The sequence below is a fragment of the Isoptericola sp. Y581 genome (genome assembly GCF_059445475.1).
Map to the genome: position 1 here is coordinate 224,016 of NZ_JCAIUK010000006.1, position 18,311 is coordinate 242,326.

General features: G+C 74.0%; 17 protein-coding genes. 8 read left to right on the forward strand and 9 right to left on the reverse strand.

The window, feature by feature from the left end:
- Nucleotides 1-51 precede the first annotated feature (51 nt).
- From AC1C2W_RS13220 to AC1C2W_RS13230, 3 genes are read left to right on the forward strand one after another with little or no spacing between them, the layout of a single operon-like run.
- A complete protein-coding gene (locus tag AC1C2W_RS13220; RefSeq protein ID WP_495413317.1) occupies nucleotides 52-1,434 on the forward strand; it encodes an MFS transporter in 1,383 nt (460 codons plus the stop codon).
- Nucleotides 1,431-2,969 carry a pyridoxal phosphate-dependent decarboxylase family protein gene (locus tag AC1C2W_RS13225; protein WP_495413318.1) on the forward strand — a complete coding sequence of 513 codons (1,539 nt, stop codon included), beginning with the start codon at nucleotides 1,431-1,433 and terminating at the stop codon, nucleotides 2,967-2,969. Before AC1C2W_RS13220 ends, AC1C2W_RS13225 begins: the two co-directional genes overlap by 4 nt.
- 9 nt (nucleotides 2,970-2,978) lie before the next feature.
- Nucleotides 2,979-4,121 (forward strand): trans-sulfuration enzyme family protein, encoded by a 1,143-nt coding sequence (locus tag AC1C2W_RS13230; protein WP_495413319.1) that lies wholly within the window; start codon nucleotides 2,979-2,981, stop codon nucleotides 4,119-4,121.
- Here AC1C2W_RS13230 and AC1C2W_RS13235 read toward each other — a convergent pair.
- Nucleotides 4,118-4,828 carry a haloacid dehalogenase type II gene (locus AC1C2W_RS13235; RefSeq protein ID WP_495413320.1) on the reverse strand — a complete coding sequence of 237 codons (711 nt, stop codon included), beginning with the start codon at nucleotides 4,826-4,828 and terminating at the stop codon, nucleotides 4,118-4,120. The two genes, AC1C2W_RS13230 and AC1C2W_RS13235, sit on opposite strands and share 4 nt — an antisense overlap.
- A gap of 179 nt (nucleotides 4,829-5,007) precedes the next feature.
- On the opposite strand from AC1C2W_RS13235, the gene AC1C2W_RS13240 reads away from it, so the two are divergent.
- The gene (locus tag AC1C2W_RS13240; protein WP_495413321.1) at nucleotides 5,008-5,721 is read left to right on the forward strand and encodes an AMIN-like domain-containing (lipo)protein; all 714 of its coding nucleotides are present in this window, start codon (nucleotides 5,008-5,010) and stop codon (nucleotides 5,719-5,721) included.
- Nucleotides 5,722-5,743: 22 nt separating this feature from the next.
- Here AC1C2W_RS13240 and AC1C2W_RS13245 read toward each other — a convergent pair whose 3' ends face one another.
- The 3 genes from AC1C2W_RS13245 to murA form a co-directional block, all read right to left on the reverse strand.
- A complete protein-coding gene (locus AC1C2W_RS13245) occupies nucleotides 5,744-6,697 on the reverse strand; it encodes an NAD(P)H-dependent glycerol-3-phosphate dehydrogenase (protein WP_495413403.1) in 954 nt (317 codons plus the stop codon).
- Between the two features lie 98 nt (nucleotides 6,698-6,795).
- Nucleotides 6,796-7,554 (reverse strand): lysophospholipid acyltransferase family protein, encoded by a 759-nt coding sequence (locus AC1C2W_RS13250; RefSeq protein WP_495389688.1) that lies wholly within the window; start codon nucleotides 7,552-7,554, stop codon nucleotides 6,796-6,798.
- 56 nt (nucleotides 7,555-7,610) lie between these two features.
- Nucleotides 7,611-8,927: a UDP-N-acetylglucosamine 1-carboxyvinyltransferase gene (gene murA, locus AC1C2W_RS13255; RefSeq protein ID WP_495389689.1), complete on the reverse strand. Its 1,317-nt coding sequence runs from the start codon at nucleotides 8,925-8,927 to the stop codon at nucleotides 7,611-7,613.
- A 288-nt stretch (nucleotides 8,928-9,215) separates the two neighbouring features.
- On the opposite strand from murA, the gene AC1C2W_RS13260 reads away from it, so the two are divergent.
- Complete coding sequence (locus AC1C2W_RS13260; protein WP_495413322.1) at nucleotides 9,216-10,580, forward strand: MFS transporter; 1,365 nt, start codon at nucleotides 9,216-9,218, stop codon at nucleotides 10,578-10,580.
- 104 nt (nucleotides 10,581-10,684) lie between these two features.
- On the opposite strand, the gene AC1C2W_RS13265 is transcribed toward AC1C2W_RS13260, so the two are convergent.
- Nucleotides 10,685-12,331 (reverse strand): DHA2 family efflux MFS transporter permease subunit, encoded by a 1,647-nt coding sequence (locus AC1C2W_RS13265; RefSeq protein WP_495413323.1) that lies wholly within the window; start codon nucleotides 12,329-12,331, stop codon nucleotides 10,685-10,687.
- 64 nt (nucleotides 12,332-12,395) lie between these two features.
- Complete coding sequence (locus AC1C2W_RS13270) at nucleotides 12,396-12,863, reverse strand: MarR family winged helix-turn-helix transcriptional regulator (RefSeq protein WP_495389693.1); 468 nt, start codon at nucleotides 12,861-12,863, stop codon at nucleotides 12,396-12,398.
- Nucleotides 12,864-12,969: 106 nt separating this feature from the next.
- Between AC1C2W_RS13270 and AC1C2W_RS13275 the strand changes: the two genes are divergently transcribed.
- Both AC1C2W_RS13275 and AC1C2W_RS13280 read left to right on the forward strand, forming a co-directional pair.
- Nucleotides 12,970-14,058 carry an LLM class flavin-dependent oxidoreductase gene (locus tag AC1C2W_RS13275; protein WP_495413324.1) on the forward strand — a complete coding sequence of 363 codons (1,089 nt, stop codon included), beginning with the start codon at nucleotides 12,970-12,972 and terminating at the stop codon, nucleotides 14,056-14,058.
- Nucleotides 14,055-14,714 carry an NADPH-dependent F420 reductase gene (locus tag AC1C2W_RS13280; RefSeq protein WP_495413325.1) on the forward strand — a complete coding sequence of 220 codons (660 nt, stop codon included), beginning with the start codon at nucleotides 14,055-14,057 and terminating at the stop codon, nucleotides 14,712-14,714. The genes AC1C2W_RS13275 and AC1C2W_RS13280 overlap by 4 nt, the downstream gene beginning before the upstream one ends.
- Nucleotides 14,715-14,754: 40 nt before the next feature.
- Here AC1C2W_RS13280 and AC1C2W_RS13285 read toward each other — a convergent pair whose 3' ends face one another.
- The gene (locus tag AC1C2W_RS13285; protein ID WP_495413326.1) at nucleotides 14,755-15,744 is read right to left on the reverse strand and encodes a helix-turn-helix transcriptional regulator; all 990 of its coding nucleotides are present in this window, start codon (nucleotides 15,742-15,744) and stop codon (nucleotides 14,755-14,757) included.
- Nucleotides 15,745-15,844: 100 nt separating this feature from the next.
- On the opposite strand from AC1C2W_RS13285, the gene AC1C2W_RS13290 reads away from it, so the two are divergent.
- Nucleotides 15,845-16,252 (forward strand): VOC family protein, encoded by a 408-nt coding sequence (locus tag AC1C2W_RS13290; RefSeq protein WP_495413327.1) that lies wholly within the window; start codon nucleotides 15,845-15,847, stop codon nucleotides 16,250-16,252.
- Here AC1C2W_RS13290 and AC1C2W_RS13295 read toward each other — a convergent pair.
- The gene (locus tag AC1C2W_RS13295) at nucleotides 16,222-17,283 is read right to left on the reverse strand and encodes a Gfo/Idh/MocA family protein (protein WP_495413328.1); all 1,062 of its coding nucleotides are present in this window, start codon (nucleotides 17,281-17,283) and stop codon (nucleotides 16,222-16,224) included. The two genes, AC1C2W_RS13290 and AC1C2W_RS13295, sit on opposite strands and share 31 nt — an antisense overlap.
- Nucleotides 17,280-18,305, reverse strand: coding sequence for a Gfo/Idh/MocA family protein (locus AC1C2W_RS13300; RefSeq protein ID WP_495389700.1), 1,026 nt, complete (start codon nucleotides 18,303-18,305; stop codon nucleotides 17,280-17,282). Before AC1C2W_RS13300 ends, AC1C2W_RS13295 begins: the two co-directional genes overlap by 4 nt.
- Nucleotides 18,306-18,311 lie beyond the last annotated feature (6 nt).

Sequence of the window (18,311 nt, forward strand, 5' to 3'; positions counted from 1 at the left end):
CACCCTGGCCCTGACAACTCGGTGGGCGCGGAGGCGCTAGCATCCCGCGTCATGACGCTGCGCAGGGGCACCGTGGCCCGGTACGCGGTCGGTTCGGTCGGGACCGGCGGCTTCGCGACGCTGCCCGGGCTGGTGCTGGTCTTCTACCTGACCGACACGCTCGGCGTCGCGGCGGCCGTCGCCGGGCTGCTCGTCACCGCCGCGAAGGTCTGGGACGTCGTCATCGACCCGCTGATCGGCGCGGCGAGCGACCGCGAGCGCCGGCGCACCGGTCGCCGCCGTCGGCTCATGGTGGCCGGCGGTGTGGCGCTGCCCGTGTTCTTCACGCTCACGTTCGCCGTGCCGGCCGGCCTCGCCCCGGGGGCGGGCGCCGTCTGGGTGCTGGTGGCGTTCCTGCTGGCGGCGACAGCCTTCAGCCTGTTCCAGGTGCCGTACATCGCGCTGCCGGCCGAGCTGGCGGGCACCTACGACGCGCGCACCCGCCTGCTCACCGCCCGGGTCGTCGTACTGACGGCGGCGATCCTGCTGTTCGGCGGCGGCGGCCCGGCCCTGCGCGACCTCGGGGACGGCGACGAGCGACTCGGCTACCTGCTCATGGCGGCCACGGCAGCGGCGGCGCTCGGGGCCGGCCTGCTGGTGGCCTCGACCGTCGAGCGTTCGGCCGGGCCTCCCGCGGCCACGCGACCCGTCGCACCCCGCGCCGGCATCGCCGCCCACTACCGCGAGGGGCTGGCCCTGCTGCGCACGAGCCGGCCGTTCCGCACGCTGCTCGGCACCTTCGCGCTCCAGGCGCTGGCCACCGGGGCGATGCTCGCGGGGGCCCAGTACGTCGCCACCTGGGTGCTGCACGACACGGGCGCCGTGACGTTCCTCTTCGGGGCACTCGTGGCCCCGGCGCTCCTCGTGACGCCGCTGTGGGGGGTGCTCGCGCGGCGGGCCGGCAAGGAGCGCGCGTTCGCGGTGGCGTCCTCGCTCTTCGCCGTCGCCGCCCTCGGCCTGCTCCCCCTCGCGTGGTGGCCCGGCGCGTGGGTGTACGCACCCGTCGCCCTGGCGGGCGCGGCGTACGCGGGCATGCAGTCGCTCCCGATGGCGATGCTGCCCGATGTCATCGATCACGACGCCCGGGCCACGGGCACGGACCGGGCCGGCGCCTTCGGCGGCGTGTGGACGGCGGGCGAGACCACCGGGATGGCGCTCGGCACCACCCTGCTGACCGTGGTGCTCGCCGCGACCGGCTACGTGGAGTCCACCGGAGCCCAGGTGGTCGTCCAGCCGCCCGCGGCGGTGCTCGGCATCGTCGCCGCCTTCAGCCTGCTGCCCGCCGTGCTCGTGGGGGCCAGCCTTGCGTCGCTCGCGCGCTACCCGCTGCGCCGCCGCGACATCGACGTCCGCAGCAACCCCGCCGAACCCACCGACAGCCTGGAGGCGTCGTGAACCGTCCCGTCCCGCCCGACCGCTTGGACCTCGAGCAGGCGCCGGAGGCGGTGCTCGCCGCCCTCGCCGCCCTGCGCGCCCACGACGCGCCCACCCACGGCGGGCGCGTGCTCAGCTACGTCTACGACCCGGGCGTCCCCGAGCTCGACGAGCTCGCCGCCGCCGCGGTGCGCGCCATGCAGCCGGTCAACGGGCTGGACCCGACGACGTTCGGCTCCGTCGCGGCGCTGGAGCGGGACGTCGTCGCGTTCGCCCGCGACCTGCTCGGCGGCGACGAGGACACGGTCGGCACGGTGACGAGCGGTGGCACCGAGAGCTGCCTGCTCGCCGTGCAGTCGGCGCGCGACACCTGGCTCGCGGCGCGCGGGCAGCGACCGGGCGCCGCCCGGCCCCGGCTGGTCGCCCCGGTCACCGTGCACGCGGCGTTCCACAAGGCCGCCCACCTGTACGGGCTGGAGCTCGACCTCGTGCCCGTGCCGCCCACGGGCGTCGTGGACGCCGCCGCGCTCGGCGCCCGACTGACGGCGGGCCCGGACGGCCCGGACGACGTCGCGCTCGTCGTGGTCTCCGCTCCGTCGTACCCGCACGCCGCCCTTGACCCGGTGGCCGAGGTGGCGGCGCTCGCCGCTGCCGCCGGCGTCCCCATGCACGTGGACGCCTGCATCGGCGGGTTCGCGCTGCCCTTCTGGCCCGGCCTGCCCGCCTGGGACCTGCGGGTGCCGGGCGTCACGAGCCTCAGCGCCGACCTGCACAAGTACGCCTTCGCCCCCAAGGGCGCGTCGGTGCTGCTGCACCGCGACCGCGACCGGCAGCGCGCGCAGTACTTCGCCACCACCCGCTGGCCGGGCTACCCGGTGGTCAACCCGACGCTCCTCGGCTCCCGGTCGGGCGGCCCGCTCGCCGCGGCGTGGGCGATCCTGCGCGCCCTCGGCACGGACGGGCTCGCCACGCTCGCCGGCCGCGCCCGCCGGGCCACGCTCGCCCTCCGCGAGGCCGTCGACGGCGTCGAGGGACTGCGGGTGGTGGGCGACCCGGTCGGCCCGCTGCTCGCCGTCGCCACCGACGATGCCGTCCCCGCCGACCGGCGCGTCGACCCGCACCTGTGGTCGGACGCGGTCGCCGCGCGGGGCTGGACGTTCCAGGCCCAGCCCGGCCTGACCCAGGGCGACGGCAGCCGTCTGCCTCCCACCACCCACCTCACGGTCACGCCCGTGACCGAGGGTGTGCTGGGCGAGCTGGTGCCTGTGCTCGAGGCCGCCGCCCACGACGTGCGCGGCCGGCCACGGCCGGACGTCACCGCCCTCCTCGGGGCGCTGCCGCCGCTGGGCGCGGGCGCCGCGCTCGGCGGCACCCTCGACTCGGCCACGGCCGCCGCACTGCTCGACGCGATCGGGCTGGGGCGGGTCGCGACCGGGGACAGCCCCGGCGTCGGCCCGATGGCGCCGCTGCTCGCCCTCGTGGAGGCGCTGCCCCCACCGCTCGTGGAGCGTCTGCTGGTCGAGCTGCTCGCGCGCCTCGTCGAGCCGACGACGTAATCTGCGCCCATGACGCACGACCAGCAGCACGGTCTGTCCCCCGCCACCCTCGCCGTCACCGCCGGACGGCCGGCGCGCACGCAGGGGGGTCCGGTGAACCCGCCTGTCGTGTTCAGCTCCACCTACGTGAACCAGGGGATCTCGGCGCCGGGTGAGCTGCTGTACACGCGCATGGACACCGAGACCTGGCACCCGTTCGAGGAGGCCCTGGCGGCGCTGGAGGGCGCGCCGCACGGCGTCGTCTTCGGCTCCGGCATGGCGGCCGTCATCGCGGCCCTCGGCCACGTGCCCGCGGGCGGCGTCGTCGTCGCGCCGCGGCACGCGTACCAGGTGTCGCTCGGCTACCTCGACGACCTCGCCGCTCGGCACGGCGTCGAGGTGCGCCGCGTGGACATCGCGGACACCGACCAGGTGGTCGCCGCCCTCGACGGCGCGGACGTGCTGCTGGCCGAGTCACCCACCAACCCCATGCTCGAGGTCGCGGACCTCCCGGCGGTCCTCGCCGCCGCGCGCGAGCGCGGCGTGCGGTCCGTGGTCGACAACACGTTCGCCACCCCGCTCGGGCAGCGGCCCCTCGAGCTCGGCGCGGACATCGTGGTGCACTCGGTGACCAAGTACCTGGCCGGGCACTCCGACGTCGTGCTCGGCGCCGCCGTCACGCGCGACGACGACCTGGCGGCGGGACTGCGCGCCTACCGCACCCTGCACGGCTCGATCCCCGGCCCGATGGAGGTGTGGCTGGCCCTGCGCGGCCTGCGCACCCTGCACCTGCGCGTGGAGCGGGCGAACGCCAACGCGGCCGAGCTGGCCGGGCGCCTCGCCCGCCACCCCGGCGTGGCCGAGGTGCGCCACCCCTCGCTGCCCGGCGACCCGGGGCACGAGCGCGCCGCCCGCCTCATGAACGGCTTCGGCGCCGTGCTCGGCGTGCGCCCGCACGGCGGGGCCGCCGCGGCGGACGCCGTCGTGGCCGCGGTACGGCTGTGGCTCCCCGCGACGTCGCTGGGCGGCGTCGAGTCGATGCTCGAGCGGCGGCGGCGGTTCGCCACCGAGTCGGTGACCGTGCCCGAGGACCTGCTGCGCCTGTCCGTGGGCGTCGAGGACGTCGAGGACCTCTGGGCCGACCTCGACCGGGCGCTGCGCCCTGCCGCCTAGCGGAGCGCCTTGGTGAGGTCGACGCCGGCGAGCCAGGCGTGCAGGTCGTCGAGGTCGTCGGCGTGCACGTCGAACGTGTCGTCCGAGCTCGGTGGGTCGCCCTGCGGCCGCGGCACGTAGGCCGTCCGCATGCCCGCCGCGGCGGCCGCACGCAGGTCCCACGCGTGCGCGGCGACCATGATCGGCGGGCCGGACCCCGCGGGGGCGGCGGCCACGGCCGCCGCGTAGAGGGCGGGGTCGGGCTTGTAGGTGCCGGCGTCCTCGGCCGAGAGCACCTGGTGCCAGCGCAGGCCGGTGCCGGTACTCAGCCCGGCGAGGGTGCGTCGGCTCGCGTTGGACAGGCCGATCACGGTGAAGTCGTGGGCGAGCCGGTCGAGGCCGGCCACGCTGTCCGCCCACGGTTCGACGCGCTCGCCCGCCGCGGCGAGGCCCTCGGCGGCGCGCGCCGGCAGGGCACCCTCGCGGACCAGGGCAGCCAGCGCCTCGGCGTCCAGCTCGTGGCTCGGCGCGAACGGCCGCCGGCCGTCGATCACCGCCCGCTCCTGCTCCGCCACGAGCCCGAGCCAGCGTGCGACCACCCGGCCCGCCCCCGCGGCGTCGACGCCCGCCTCCTGGATCACCAGGGCGGCCAGGCTGCCCGCCTGGTCCACCAGTGTGCCGAGCACGTCGAACACGAGGGCGGGACGGTCCGTCCGGGTCTGGGCCATGGGGCCACCGTAGCGGCGAAGCCGTTCGACGAGCACCGACGAGCACCGACCGTCCCGACGGACCTGGCGCCACGCATGCCGGGCCGGCACGCAGGCGCCGGCACGCGATGCGGACCCGCCCGGCTGCGCCTACGGTCGTGCCGACCCGTCCGCGCGGCGGCCGACGCCCGGGAGACGCCATGACCAGCATCAGGACCCGTCCGGGCGCCGCGGCGCTCGCGGCGGCGCTGCTCGCCCTCGCGCTCGCCGGGTGCGCGGACAACGGCCCTGAGGTCGACGGCCCCGGCTCCGCGCCGAGCGACTCCGCGGACGACGACGCGACGGCGTCGACGAGCCCAGACGACGACGCCGACGACCCTGACGACGACCCTGACAACGACGCGCCCGACGACACCAGCGGCGACGATCCCACCGACGACGTGCCGTTCGCGGCCGACGCCACCCCGGACACCCACGACCCGAGCGGGGACGCGGCACTCGTCGTGACGGACGTGCGGCTCGGGACGCACGACGGCTTCGACCGGGTGGTGTTCGACCTCGAGGGCTCGGGGACGCCCGGCTGGAGCGTGGAGTACGTGGACGCCGCGACGGACGACGGCAGCGGCGAGCCGGTCGCCGTCGACGGCGACCGGGTGCTGCAGGTGCGCCTCTCGGGCATGGCCATGCCGGGCGAGCTGGAGACCGGCCCGGCCGAGTATGACGGGGCGACGATCGACCCCGATCCCGCCGAGTCGGTCGAGGAGGTCGTCTACCGGTCCTGGTTCGAGGGGTACACCACGGCGTTCGTGGGCGTCGACGACGGCGACGCGGGAGAGCCGCCGCCGTTCCGCGTCTTCGCTCTGGAGGACCCGGCGCGCGTCGTCGTCGACGTCGAGCACGGGCCGGACGACTGACGGCCGGGCACCCGGAAGGGTGTCAGGCGTCGATGCCCTCGGACTTCTGCGGGCGGGAGAGCAGCCCGCGCGCCATCTCCTCGACGGGCAGCCCGTCGTAGAGGACGGCGACGACGCCCTGGGTGATGGGCATGTCCACGCCGTGCTTGCCGGCGAGGTCGAGCACCGAGCGGCAGGACTTGGCGCCCTCCGCCGTGGTACCGGTGGCCGCGACGGCCTCCTCGAGCGACATCCCCTCGCCGATGTGGCGGCCGAGGGTGTTGTTGCGCGACAGCGGCGACGTGCACGTGGCGACCAGGTCGCCCATGCCCGCGAGGCCGGCGAAGGTCTCCGCGTCGGCGCCGAGCTCCAGGCCGAGCCGGGTGATCTCCACCAGGCCGCGCGTGATGACGGTCGCGACGGTGTTCGACCCGAAGCCGCGCCCCTGCGCCATGCCGACGGCCAGCGCGATGACGTTCTTCACCGCCCCGCACAGCTCGACGCCGACCACGTCGTCGTTGGTGTACGGCCGGAAGTAGGCGTTGGAGCAGGCGTCCGCGACGAACCGGGCCGCGGCCTCGTCGGAGCACGCCACCACGGTCGCCGTGGGCTGACGCTGGGCAATCTCGGGCGCCAGGTTCGGCCCGGACACGACGGTGACGCGCGACAACGGCACATCGAGCGCCTCGACGATGACCTGGCTCATGCGCTCGTCGGTGCCGAGCTCCACGCCCTTCATCAGCGACACGATCACGGCGTCGGGCTCGACGAGCGCGCGCAGAGCGGTCAGCGTGGCGCGGGCCACCTGCGACGGCACGGCCACGACGACGATCTGCGCGTCGGCGAGCGCCGCGGCGGCGTCGGTGGTGCCAGTCATCGCGGGCAGCGAGATGCCGGGCAGGTACTTCTCGTTGGTGCGGGACGTCGTGACCTCGTGCGCGACGTCGGCATCGCGACCCCACAGCCGGACCTCGCACCCGGCGTCGGCCAGGACCATCGCGAACGTCGTGCCCCACGAGCCGGAGCCGAGGACGGCGACGCGGATCGGGGCACCGCCGCGGGGCGCGGTGCTGGTCGTCTTCGGGGTCGGTGTCGTCACGGGCGCTCCACGGGCGGGTAGTCGGTCTGCTTGCGTTCGTACTCGGGGTGTCTGCGCAGATCGAAGCGGGCGGCAGGCGGGATCTCGCCGCGGATCTCGGCGAGCTGCGCGGTGATCGCGTCCATGACTCGGTTCGTGACCTCGCGCAGCGTCTTGGTGTCCACCGGCCGGTCGTACAGGTCGGACAGGTCGACGGGCGGGCCGGCCACAAGCGTCACCGTCTTGCGCGGGAACGGGCGCAGCAGCCGGCTGTACCGGGGCAGGATCCGGTGCGCGCCCCACTGGGCCACCGGCACCACCGGGAGGCGGCTCGCGAGAGCCAGCCGCGCCAGCCCCGTCTTGCCGTCCATCGGCCACAGGTCGGGGTCCCGCGTGAGCGTGCCCTCGGGCAGGATCGCCACGCAGGCGCCGTCGCCGAGCTGGCTGCCGGCCTCCTCGAGGGACCTCGCCGCGGCGGCCGTCCCGCGGTCGACGGGGATCATGCGGGTGGCGCGGAGCATCGACCCCACGACGGGCGCGGTGAACAGGCCGCGCTTCGCGAGGATCCGCGGCTCGAACCCATGGTCGAACAGGTAGTGCGCCAGCGTGACCGCGTCCAGCTCGGTGACGTGGTTGGCGGCGGCGATGAACCCGCCCTCGCGGGGCAGGTGCTCCGCGCCGCCGTCCCAGTCGTAGCGGACGATCACGAACATCAGGGGCCGCACGAGGCGCGCGACGATGCGGAATCCGAGGGAGTCAGGACGGGCGGTCGGCACGGGCCCAGAGCCTACCTCCCGCTTCTCGTCGGTCGAGCCTGCGCCAGCGAGAAGCGTCAGCCCCGGGAGACGTCGGCGCCGAGGGCGACGAGCTTCTCCTGGAACGCCTCGTACCCACGATCGATCAAGCTGATCCCCCGCACCGTGGACGTCCCCTGAGCCGCCAACGCCGCGATCAGATGCGAGAACCCACCCCGCAGATCCGGCACCACAATGTCCGCCGCGCTCAACGGCGTCGGACCCGAGATCACCGCCGAGTGATGGAAATTACGCTGCCCGAACCGGCAGTCACGCCCACCCAAGCACTCCTTGTACACCTGGATCGTCGCACCCATCTTGCGCAGCGCGTCCGTGAACCCGAACCGGTTCTCATACACCGTCTCGTGCACGATCGACAGGCCCTTCGCCTGCGTCAACGCCACCACCAGCGGCTGCTGCCAGTCCGTCATGAAGCCCGGGTGCACGTCCGTCTCCAGCACGATCGGGTCCAGATCCCCACCCGGGTGCCAGAACCGGATCCCGTCCTCCTGTACGTCGAACCGGCCACCCACCTTCCGGAAGGTGTTCAAGAACGTCATCATCTCCGGCTGCGTCGCACCCTTGACGGTCACGTCCCCGCCCGTGGCCAGGGCCGCCGCCGCCCACGACGCCGTCTCGATCCGGTCGCCCAACGCGGTGTGGGAGTAACCCTCCAGCCGGTCCACGCCCTCGATCCGGATCACCCGATCGGTGTCCACCGAGATGATCGCGCCCATCTTCTGCAGCACCGCGATCAGATCCATGATCTCCGGCTCGATCGCCGCACCCGTGAGCTCGGTGATGCCCTCCGCGCGCACCGCCGTCAGCAACGTCTGCTCCGTGGCACCCACCGACGGGTACGGCAACGAGATCCTCGTACCCTGCAACCGGCGCGGGGCACGCAACTGGATCCCGTTCGGCAGCTTGTCCACCACCGCACCGAACTGCCGCAAGATGTCCAGGTGGTAGTTGATCGGACGATCCCCGATCCGGCACCCACCCAGATCCGGGATGAACGCCTCCCCCAACCGGTGCAGCAACGGGCCACAGAACAGGATCGGGATCCGAGACGACCCCGCGTGCGTGTCGATGTCCGCCACATGCGCCGACTCCACGTTCGACGGATCAAGATCCAGGATCCCGCCGTCCGGGTCCGACTTCACCGTCACCCCGTGCAGCTCCAACAGACCCGTCACCACCGCCACATCACGAATCTGCGGCACATTCCGCAACACACTCGCCGACTCACCCAACAGGGAGGCCACCATCGCCTTGGAGACGAAATTCTTCGCCCCACGCACCGTGATGGTGCCCTCGAGCGGAGTCCCGCCGTTCACGCGCAGCAGATCGTTCATATCGTCGTCGTCGTCCCGTCGTTACGGATGCAGTCACAGTGGTGCCGCCGGGTTGGCGGCCTTGTCGCGGGTCGGCGCCCCAGATGTCTCGCTCGGGAGGCTCCCCCGTGACCGTCGCGGCGCCGTCGATCCTGCCTCGCCCGGCCCGGTGGTGCCAACACGCGCCACGGTCACCTTATTCACGTTCACCACACCTTCACGCGCCGGGCACCCGCTCGCAGCAGGGCGCGCGGCCAGATCGTGAGATCGCAGTTCATGACGCGAAATGGCGTCGTACCGTCGTCGACCATGTCCACCCCTGTCACGACCGGCGCCCCGAGCACGCCGGCGCCGGCCGTCAACTCGCGCGGCCGCGTCGTCGTCGCCTCGCTCATCGGCACCTCGATCGAGTTCTACGACTTCTACGCCTATGCGACCGCCGCCACCCTCGTCTTCCCCGCCCTCTTCTTCCCGGGGCAGGACGGGACGACGGCGCTCCTCGCGTCCTTCGCCGCCTTCGGCGTCGCGTTCGTCGCGCGCCCGGTCGGCTCGGTGCTCTTCGGGCACTTCGGCGACCGCATCGGACGCAAGACGACGCTCGTCGCGTCGCTGCTCACGATGGGCATCGCCACCGTGGTCATCGGCCTCATCCCGGCGGCAAGCACGCCCGGCTGGGCCGTCCTGGCGCCCGCCGTCCTCGTGCTGTGCCGGTTCTGCCAGGGCCTCGGCCTCGGCGGCGAGTGGAGCGGCGCGGCCCTCCTCGCCACCGAGAACGCCCCCGCGGGCAAGCGCGCTATCTGGGGCACGTTCCCGCAGATGGGCGCGCCCATCGGCTTCATCCTCGCGAACCTGGTGTTCATCGGGCTCTCGAGCAACCTGAGCGCCGAGCAGTTCCAGGCCTGGGGCTGGCGGGTGCCGTTCCTGGCCAGCTCGATCCTCGTGATCGTCGGCCTGTGGGTGCGCCTCAAGCTCATCGAGACCCCGGCGTTCCAGAAGGTGGTCGAGGAAGACGCCGTCGCGAAGGTGCCGGTGGCACTGGTGTTCCGCAGCTCGTGGCGCAAGCTCGTCTCCGGCACGTTCATCATGCTCGCCACGTACGTGCTGTTCTACCTGATGACGACGTTCACCCTCACGTTCGGGACGGCGTCCGCCACGGCCACGGCCGACTCCCCCGCCGGCCTCGGGTACGAGAAGGTCGACTTCCTCTGGATGCTCATCGTCGGCGTGGTGTTCTTCGGCATCTTCACCCTGGTCTCCGGCCCGCTGGCGGAACGGTTCGGCCGCCGCGCGCACCTGATCGTCGTCACGTGCGCCATCGCCGTGTTCGGCCTGCTCTTCGTTCCGCTGTTCGCAGCCGGCACCGTCGGCGTGATGACGCTGCTCATCCTCGGGTTCACGCTGATGGGTCTCACCTTCGGCCCGATGGCGGCGGTGCTGCCGGAGCTCTTCCCGGCCAACGTGCGGTACACCGGCTCGGCCATCGCCTACAACGTGTCGTCGATCCTCGGGGCGGCGGTGGCGCCGTTCGTCGCCGTGTGGCTGTGGGGCACGACCGACTCGCCCGTCCTCGTGGGCGTCTACCTGTCCGTCATGGCCGGGATCACCCTGGTCGCGCTCTTCCTCGAGCGCGAGACCAAGGACGTCGACTTCGACGACGACACCTCCGCCGGCTGAGCCTGTCGGAACCCGCCGCCGCCGGTTGAGCCTGTCGAAACCCGCCACGCCGGTTGAGCCTGTCGAAACCCCGTACTGGGTTCGACAGGCTGGTTTCGACAGGCTCAACCAGCGGCGGCGACGTCCTCGTGGTGCTGGACCGGCGACATGAACGCCGCGCACACCACGCCCACCACGAGGACCGCGCCCACCACCAGCAGCGTCTGCGCGGCGGCATCGGCGAACCCGGTGAGGAAGGCCTGCTGGGCGGCCGCGCCGACCTGCTCGGCCACCGCGGCGGGCACCGAGTCGGGCAGCTGCACCGCGCCGGCGGACGACGTCCCCAGGGAGCCGCTCGCCTGCGCGATGCCGTCCACGAACGTCTGCCGGTACTGCTCGGGGAGCCCGGCGGCGAGGTCCTGCGCGGCCGCGGGCACCGTGACGCTCAGCCGCGCGGAGAGCATGGCGACCACGACCGCGGACCCGATGACGCCGCCCACCTGGCGGTTGGTGTTGAACGCCCCCGCCCCGGCGCCGGCGGTGCGCGCGTCCAGCCCGGACGTCGCGAGGTTCGACAGCGGGGAGAACGTCAGGCCGGTCCCGAGGCCGAACAGGGCCATCGGCCACAGCAGCGCCCAGGGCGAGAGGTCCGGGTCGAGCACCCCCGAGATCCACACGACGGACCCGGCGATCGCCGCGAAACCGGCGGTCACCACCCACTTGGCCGGGATCCGGTCGGAGAGCCGGCCCGCGAACGGCGCCACGACGCCGGACACGAGCGACCCCGGCACCATCACGAGCGCCGCCTGGATCGGCGACAGCCCCAGGATCGACTGCAGGAAGATCGTCAGCGGGAAGAAGATGCCGATCATCGCGAACGTGACGACCATGCCGTCCACGTTCGCGAGCGAGAAGTTACGCGACCGGAAGAGCCGCAGCGGCAGCAGGGCGCGCGCGCCCAGGTGGTGCTGCCACCACACGAAGGCGGCCAGCACGAGGACGCCGAGGCCCACCACCGACCAGACGGAGAACGGTCCCCAGATGTGGCCCCAGTCGTAGTTCTCCCCCTCCTGCAGGCCGAAGACCAGCGCGGCGAGGCCTACCACGGACAGCACCACGCCGAGCGGGTCCATGGTGGTGCCGTGCGACGGCAGGTGCGGCAGCCGGGCGACCGCCAACCACAGCGCCGCCACCCCCACCGGGATGTTGACGTAGAAGATCCACTCCCAGCCGATCGTCTCCACGAAGATCCCGCCGAGCAGCGGCCCGGCGATCGTCGCGACTCCCGCCGTCGCGCCCCACAGCCCCATCGCCGCCCCGCGCTGCGTGGCGGGGAAGACGCGCGTGATCATCGACATCGTCTGCGGCGTCATCATCGCGGCGCCCACGCCCTGCGCCACGCGGAAGGCGATCAGCCAGCCGATCTCCGACTCCGAGCCGATGTTGCCGGAGAACCCGCAGAGGAACGAGAAGACCGTGAACACGACGAGCCCCCCGATGAACACCGCCTTCTGCCCGTACCTGTCGCCGAGCCGCCCCGCGAGGAGCATGAGCACCGCGTACGACAGCAGGTAGGCGCTGTTCACCCAGCCGACCTCGATGAGCGAGGCGGAGAACTGGTCGGTGAGCGTGGGGATCGCGATGTTCACGATCGTGGTGTCGACCATGATCATGAAGAAGCCGAGGATGAGCGGCGGCAGCACGCTCCACGCCGACCGTCCGTGCAGGTCGACGAGCGGGGTCACCGGGGCGCGCCCGGAGGTGGTGGACATGCGACGAGCGTGGCACGGGCTACCGACGCGCGCGCCCCGTGCCGGGCCGGGCCGAGCGCCCGGTTCAGCCCTCCGGGCGGTCCAGCGCGGCCCGCAGCGCGGCGGCGATCTCGCCGGCCGCGGCGAGCTGGTCGTCGGTGAGCGCGTCGACGAACAGCTGCCGGACGACGCGCAGGTGCGCGACCGACGCGCGGCGGAACGTCGCCGCGCCGTCGTCCGTGAGCGCGACGCCGGCCGACCGGCCCCCCTTCCGCGCGACCAGGCCGCGCCGCTCCATCCGACCGACCTGGTGCGAGAGGCGGCTGCGCTCCCAGCCGACGGCCTCGGCGAGCGCCGACGAGCGCAGGCAGTGGCCCTCCGCGTCGTGCAGCGCGAGCAGGACGGCGTAGTCGGCGGACGACAGAGACGACTCCGCCTGCAGCCGGGACGACAGCCGCGACCGCAGCGCCTCGGTGGTCTCGACGAAGTCGCGCCAGATGCGCAGCTGCTCGCTCGTCGTCGTCTGCTTCGGGCCGGGACCGATCTGGTCCACCTCGTACCCCCTCCGGGAATTGACACGTCAATTCCGACGTTACCCCAGCGTCCACGAGACGTCACTCGAGCAGGCCGGGACCGGCCTGCCACACAGGAGGGCCACCATGACCACGCTCCAGCTCGGACTCGACTCGTTCGGCGACCGCCCGATCGGCGCCGACGGCGAGCTCATCTCGCACGCCGCCGCGATCCGCCAGGTCGTCGAGGAGGCGACGCTCGCCGACCAGGTCGGCGTCGACGTCCTCGCCCTCGGCGAGCACCATCGGCCGGAGTACGCCGTCTCGACACCGGAGACGGTGCTCGCCGCGATCGCGTCCCGGACCGAGCGGATCCGGCTCGCCTCGGGCGTCACGGTGCTCTCCTCCGACGACCCCGTCCGGGTGTTCCAGCGCTTCGCGACGCTCGACGCGCTGTCGAGCGGGCGGGCGGAGGTCATCCTGGGGCGCGGCTCGTTCACCGAGTCCTTCCCGCTGTTCGGCTACGACCTGGCCGACTACGACCTGCTCTTCGAGGAGAAGATCCACCTCTTCTCCGAGCTGCTCACCGAGAAGCCCGTCACGTGGAACGGGACCACCCGGCCCGCGCTGAAGGACGCGGATGTCTTCCCCAAGACGGAGTCCGGCCGCCTGCCGACGTGGGTCGGCGTGGGCGGCTCCCCGCAGTCCGTGGTCCGCGCGGCGCACTACGGCCTGCCCCTCATGCTCGCGATCATCGGCGGGGAGCCGGCGCGGTTCGCCCCGTACATCGACCTGTACCGGCGCGCTACGGACCAGCTCGAGACGACGGCACACCCGGTCGGCATGCACTCCCCCGGGTTCGTCGCCGACACCGACGAGGAGGCTGTCGAGGTCTTCTGGCCGCACTACCGCACGCAGCGCGACCGCATCGGCGCCCTGCGAGGCTGGCCGCCGATCCGCCGCGAGGAGTTCGACGCCGAGGTGGCGCACGGCTCGCTGTACGTCGGCTCGCCCGAGACCGTGGCGCGCAAGATCGCGGCCGCCGTCGGCCAGCTCGGCGTCGGCCGCTTCGACATGATCTACACCACCGGCGCGCAGCCCGCCGAGGCCCGGCTGCGCAACGTCGAGCTGTTCGGCACCCGCGTGATCCCGCGGGTCCGCGAGCTGGTCGCGGAGAGCGCCGCGTCCGGCAAGGCCGCCGCCGTCGGCGCCGCCGCGGGCGGTGACGCGGCATGACCGCGCCGTCGTCCCCCGACGGGGCCGCCACGCTCGGCGTCCTCGGGGCGGGGAAGGTCGGGACCGTGCTCGCCCGGCTGGCCGTCGCCGCGGGGTACCGCGTGCTCGTCGCGGGCTCCGGCCACCCGGCGAAGATCGCGCTCACGGTCGAGGTCCTCGCCCCCGGCGCGCAGGCCGTCACGGCCCAGGAGGCCGCGGCCAAGGCCGACGTCGTCGTGCTCGCGCTCCCGCTCGGCCGGTACCGCACCGTGCCCGCGGACGCCCTGGCCGGCAAGCTCGTCGTCGACGCCATGAACTACTGGTGGGAGGTCGACGGGCACCGGACGGACCTGAGCGACCCGGCCGCCTCGACGAGCGAGCTCGTGCAGGGGTTCCTCCCGGCGTCGCGCGTGGTCAAGGCGTTCAACCACATGGGCTACCACGACCTGGACGCCGGGGCGCGGCCGGCCGGGGCCCCGGGCCGCAAGGCGATCGCCGTCGCCGCGGACGACCCCGACGACGTGCGGCAGGTCGCCGACCTCGTCGACCGGATCGGCTTCGACCCCGTCGTCGCCGGCCCGCTGTCCAGCGGGGCGCGCCTGCAGCCGGGCACGCCGGCCTTCGGCGCGAACCTCCCCCATGACGAGCTGCGTGCGCTCGTCGCGCCTGCCGGCTGACGGAGGCGCTCGCGGAGTCCCGAGCGGGCCCCGTCGTTCCCTAGCTGCCGTTGCCCGCGACCAGCTCCGCCCCGATCCGGGCGAGCTCGGCGCGCACCTCGGGCGGGCCGAGGACCTCGGCCTGGGCGCCCCAGCCCGCCAGGTGGCGGGCGACGTCGAGCGGGGTGGGCGCACCGACGCGCACCCGCGCGCGGCTGCCGTCCGCCCTGTGCCCGGACTCCTCAACGGACCCGGACTCCTCGACGGACCCGGACTCCTCGACGTGCGTGTGCCGCCCGAACTGCGCGCGCAGCACGCCGACGTGCTCCGCGGCCACGAGCACGGTCGCCCACGTGGCGGAACGCCGCTCCTCGACCTCGCCGACCACCCGCTCCCACTGGGCGGTCAGGTCGAGGTCGTCGGGGACGGACGACGGCTCGTCGGTCACCTCCAGGTTGTCGACGCGGTCCACGCGGTAGGTGCGCGGCCCTCGGTCCGTCCCGGCGACGAGGTACCAGACGCCGTCCTTGTCGACGAGACCCCAGGGGTCGACGTCGCGCCGGGACGGGCGCCCGGTCGCGCCCGTGTAGTCGATCCGCGCGCGCCGGCGCTCGACGACGGCGCGCTGCAGCACGTCCACCGCCGGCGGGCGCTCGCGCCCGGTCGTGCTCCAGCGCTCCCGGTCGACCACGACGGCGGAGGCGGCCGCCTCGGCCTCGGCGCGGAAGGTCGCGGGCAGGGCGCGCACGAGCTTGCGCAGCGCCGCCCGCGCGTCGTCGGACGACGACGCCCCCGGCCCGGCCAGCAGGAACAGCGCGCGGGCCTCGGGAGCCGTGAGCCCGCTCAGGTCCGTCCGCGACCCGCCCACCAGCGACCAGCCCCCGCCGCGCCCCGGCTGGGGGTAGACGGGCACGCCCGCGGCGGACAGCGCCTCGAGGTCGCGACGCGCGGTGGCGACCGAGACCTCGAGGGCGTCGGCCAGCTCGGCCGCCGTCACGCGGGGGCGGGACTGCAGGTGGAGCAGGACCTGGATGAGCCGGTCGGCACGCATGTTCGAAGCCTGGCACGAAAAGTAGTCAGTAGGTGAGCACTTTGGCGGCCACGATGGGTTTCAGCAGGCGCCGCCGGCGCCACGAACGAGAGGGACCACCATGCTGCGCGGACTCACCACCATCACCTACCTCGCCGACGACGTCGCGGCCGCCCGCGACTGGTATGCCGAGGTGCTGGGCACCGACGCCTACTTCGCCCGCGAGGCCGACGGCGCCCTCGCCTACGCCGAGTTCCGCATCGGCGACTACCAGCACGAGCTCGGCCTCATGGACCTACGGTTCGCCCCGCCCCAGCCCGACGGCGCGGCGGGCGCGATCGCGTACTGGGCGGTCGACGACGTCCGGGCGGCCCACGACCGGCTGCTCGCGCTCGGCGCCGCCGAGCACATGCCGCCGGTGGAGCGCGGCCCCGGGTTCGTCACCGCGTCCGTCGTCGACCCGTTCGGCAACGTGCTCGGCGTGATGGAGAACGCGCACTACGACGAAGTGCTCTCCTCGCGCGGCTGAGCCGACGGGACCCGGACCGTCCGGCCGGTGCGCACCGACTCCTGTGCGGCAACGACGATCTGCAGGGTCCGCAGCCCGGACGCGCCGTCCGGTTGGGGCGTCGTCCCCGAGCGCACGGCATCGAGGAAGTGCCCCAGCATCGCGCTGTCGACGTCGCTCCCGAAGCCGACCCACGCCGCGCCCTGCCGGGTCGTCCCGCCCAGGTGCGCCCCGAACGGCTCGATCTCCCCCGCCCCGTCGGTGCCCGTGACCCGGAGCTTGAGCCCGCCCCAGGTCGGCGCCCCGTCAGGTTGGCTCCACGAACAGTCCACCGCCACGACGACGCCCGACGGGTAGGTCACGTCGACAACGCCCCCGGTCTCCGCACGCACCTCCTCGCTGTCCGCGTGCAGGATCCGGTTGGTCGCCGCACGAACGGTGAGCGCAGGCTCCCCGAGCAGGACGTCGACCAGGTCCGCGACGTGGACGACGTGGTCGACGAGGGCTCCGCCGCCCGCGAGCTCCGGGTCGACGAACCATGGCCGACCGGACGGCCGCTTGCCGTTGTTGGCGCCCGCGATGCCCAGGACCTCGCCGAGCGCGCCGGCGCGCACGAGCTCGCGGAGGGTCGCGAACTCGGGACTGAACCGGACCGGGTAGGCGACCATGAGCGAGACGCCGGCGACATCGCATGCGTCGACCATCGCCCGCCCGTCGGCCATCGTGGTCGCGAGCGGCTTCTCGCACAGCACGTGCGCGCCGGCACGCGCCGCCTGCTCGACGAGCGGGCGGTGGCGGGCGTTCTCCGAGCAGACCACGACCGCGTCGGGGCCCCAGGCGAATACCTCCTCGTAGCTGTCGAGGTAGCGCACCCCGTACCGCTCGGCGAGCGGGCGGCCGCGGTCGCCGTCCTCGGGCGCGCCGTCCGGGTCGCTGGTGACGAGCTCCACGCCCGGCCACGCGGCCAGCAGCGAGAGGTAGCCCTCGGCATGAGTGTGCGCGAACGACAGCACCGCGACCTTGAGGTCACCTCCGGCCGGGGCCGCGCTCATGCCGCACCCCCCTGTGTCGCCGCGTCGCCGGAAAGCTCGCGCACGCGCGCGGCGGTGTCGAGCGTCACCGGCTCGCTCGAGGCGAGCGAGGCGAGGCCGGCCGACGCGATCTCGACCGCGATCGCGCCGTCGACCGCGCTCACCCGTGGCGGCGGCCCGCCGTCGATCGCCGCTGCCAGTTCACGGATCTGCGTGAGGTACGGGCTCTCCGGCCCGTCCGTGGGCGGGCGCATCTCGCCCCCTACCCCCTGGCCGAGGTCGAGGCGCACCGCGGGCTGCTCCGCGGAATCGAACCGCAGCACGCCGTCGTCGCCCGCGATGTCGAACGTCGTCCGGAACGACAGGTGCGGCGGGCCCCAGACGCCCGCGACGTGGCTGATCGCCCCATCCTCGTGGGTCAGCGTCACATGGGCGGTCTGCCGTGTGTCGGGGCCATCGCCGATGGTGCGCTGCGTCGCGTAGACCTCGACCACCTCGCCCGCGAGCCAGCGCGCGACGTCGAGGTCGTGGATCATCTGGTCCATCACGATGCCGCCCGACTGACCGAAGTCCGCGAACCACGGCGACCACGACGGGAAGACTCCGCTGCGGGTCAGGCGCAGGACGGCGAGCCTGCCCACACGCCCGGCGCGGACCGCGCGGTGCAGTGCGGCGTACTGGGGGAAGAACCGCACCACGTGCGCGGGGTACAGGTGCCGGCCGGCGCGCGCGGCGGCCCGCACGAGCTCCGCCGCCTGCTCGCCGGTACGGGCCATCGGCTTCTCGCACACGACGTCCTTGCCGGCCTCGAGCGCGCGCAGGGCGTACCCGTGGTGCGACGGTGTCGGCACCAGGACGTCGACCGTGTCGACCTGGTCGAGCAGGTGGTCGAACGAGGCGGCGACGCCGGCGCCGTGCGCGGCGGCGAGCCGCTCGGCGCCGTCCGCGCTGTGGACGATCATCCGGACGCCGAGCGCGGACCAGGCCGCGGCGTGCTCGACCGCGATCCCTCCGGCCCCGACGAGTCCGACGGTGGTGGGCATGGAAGT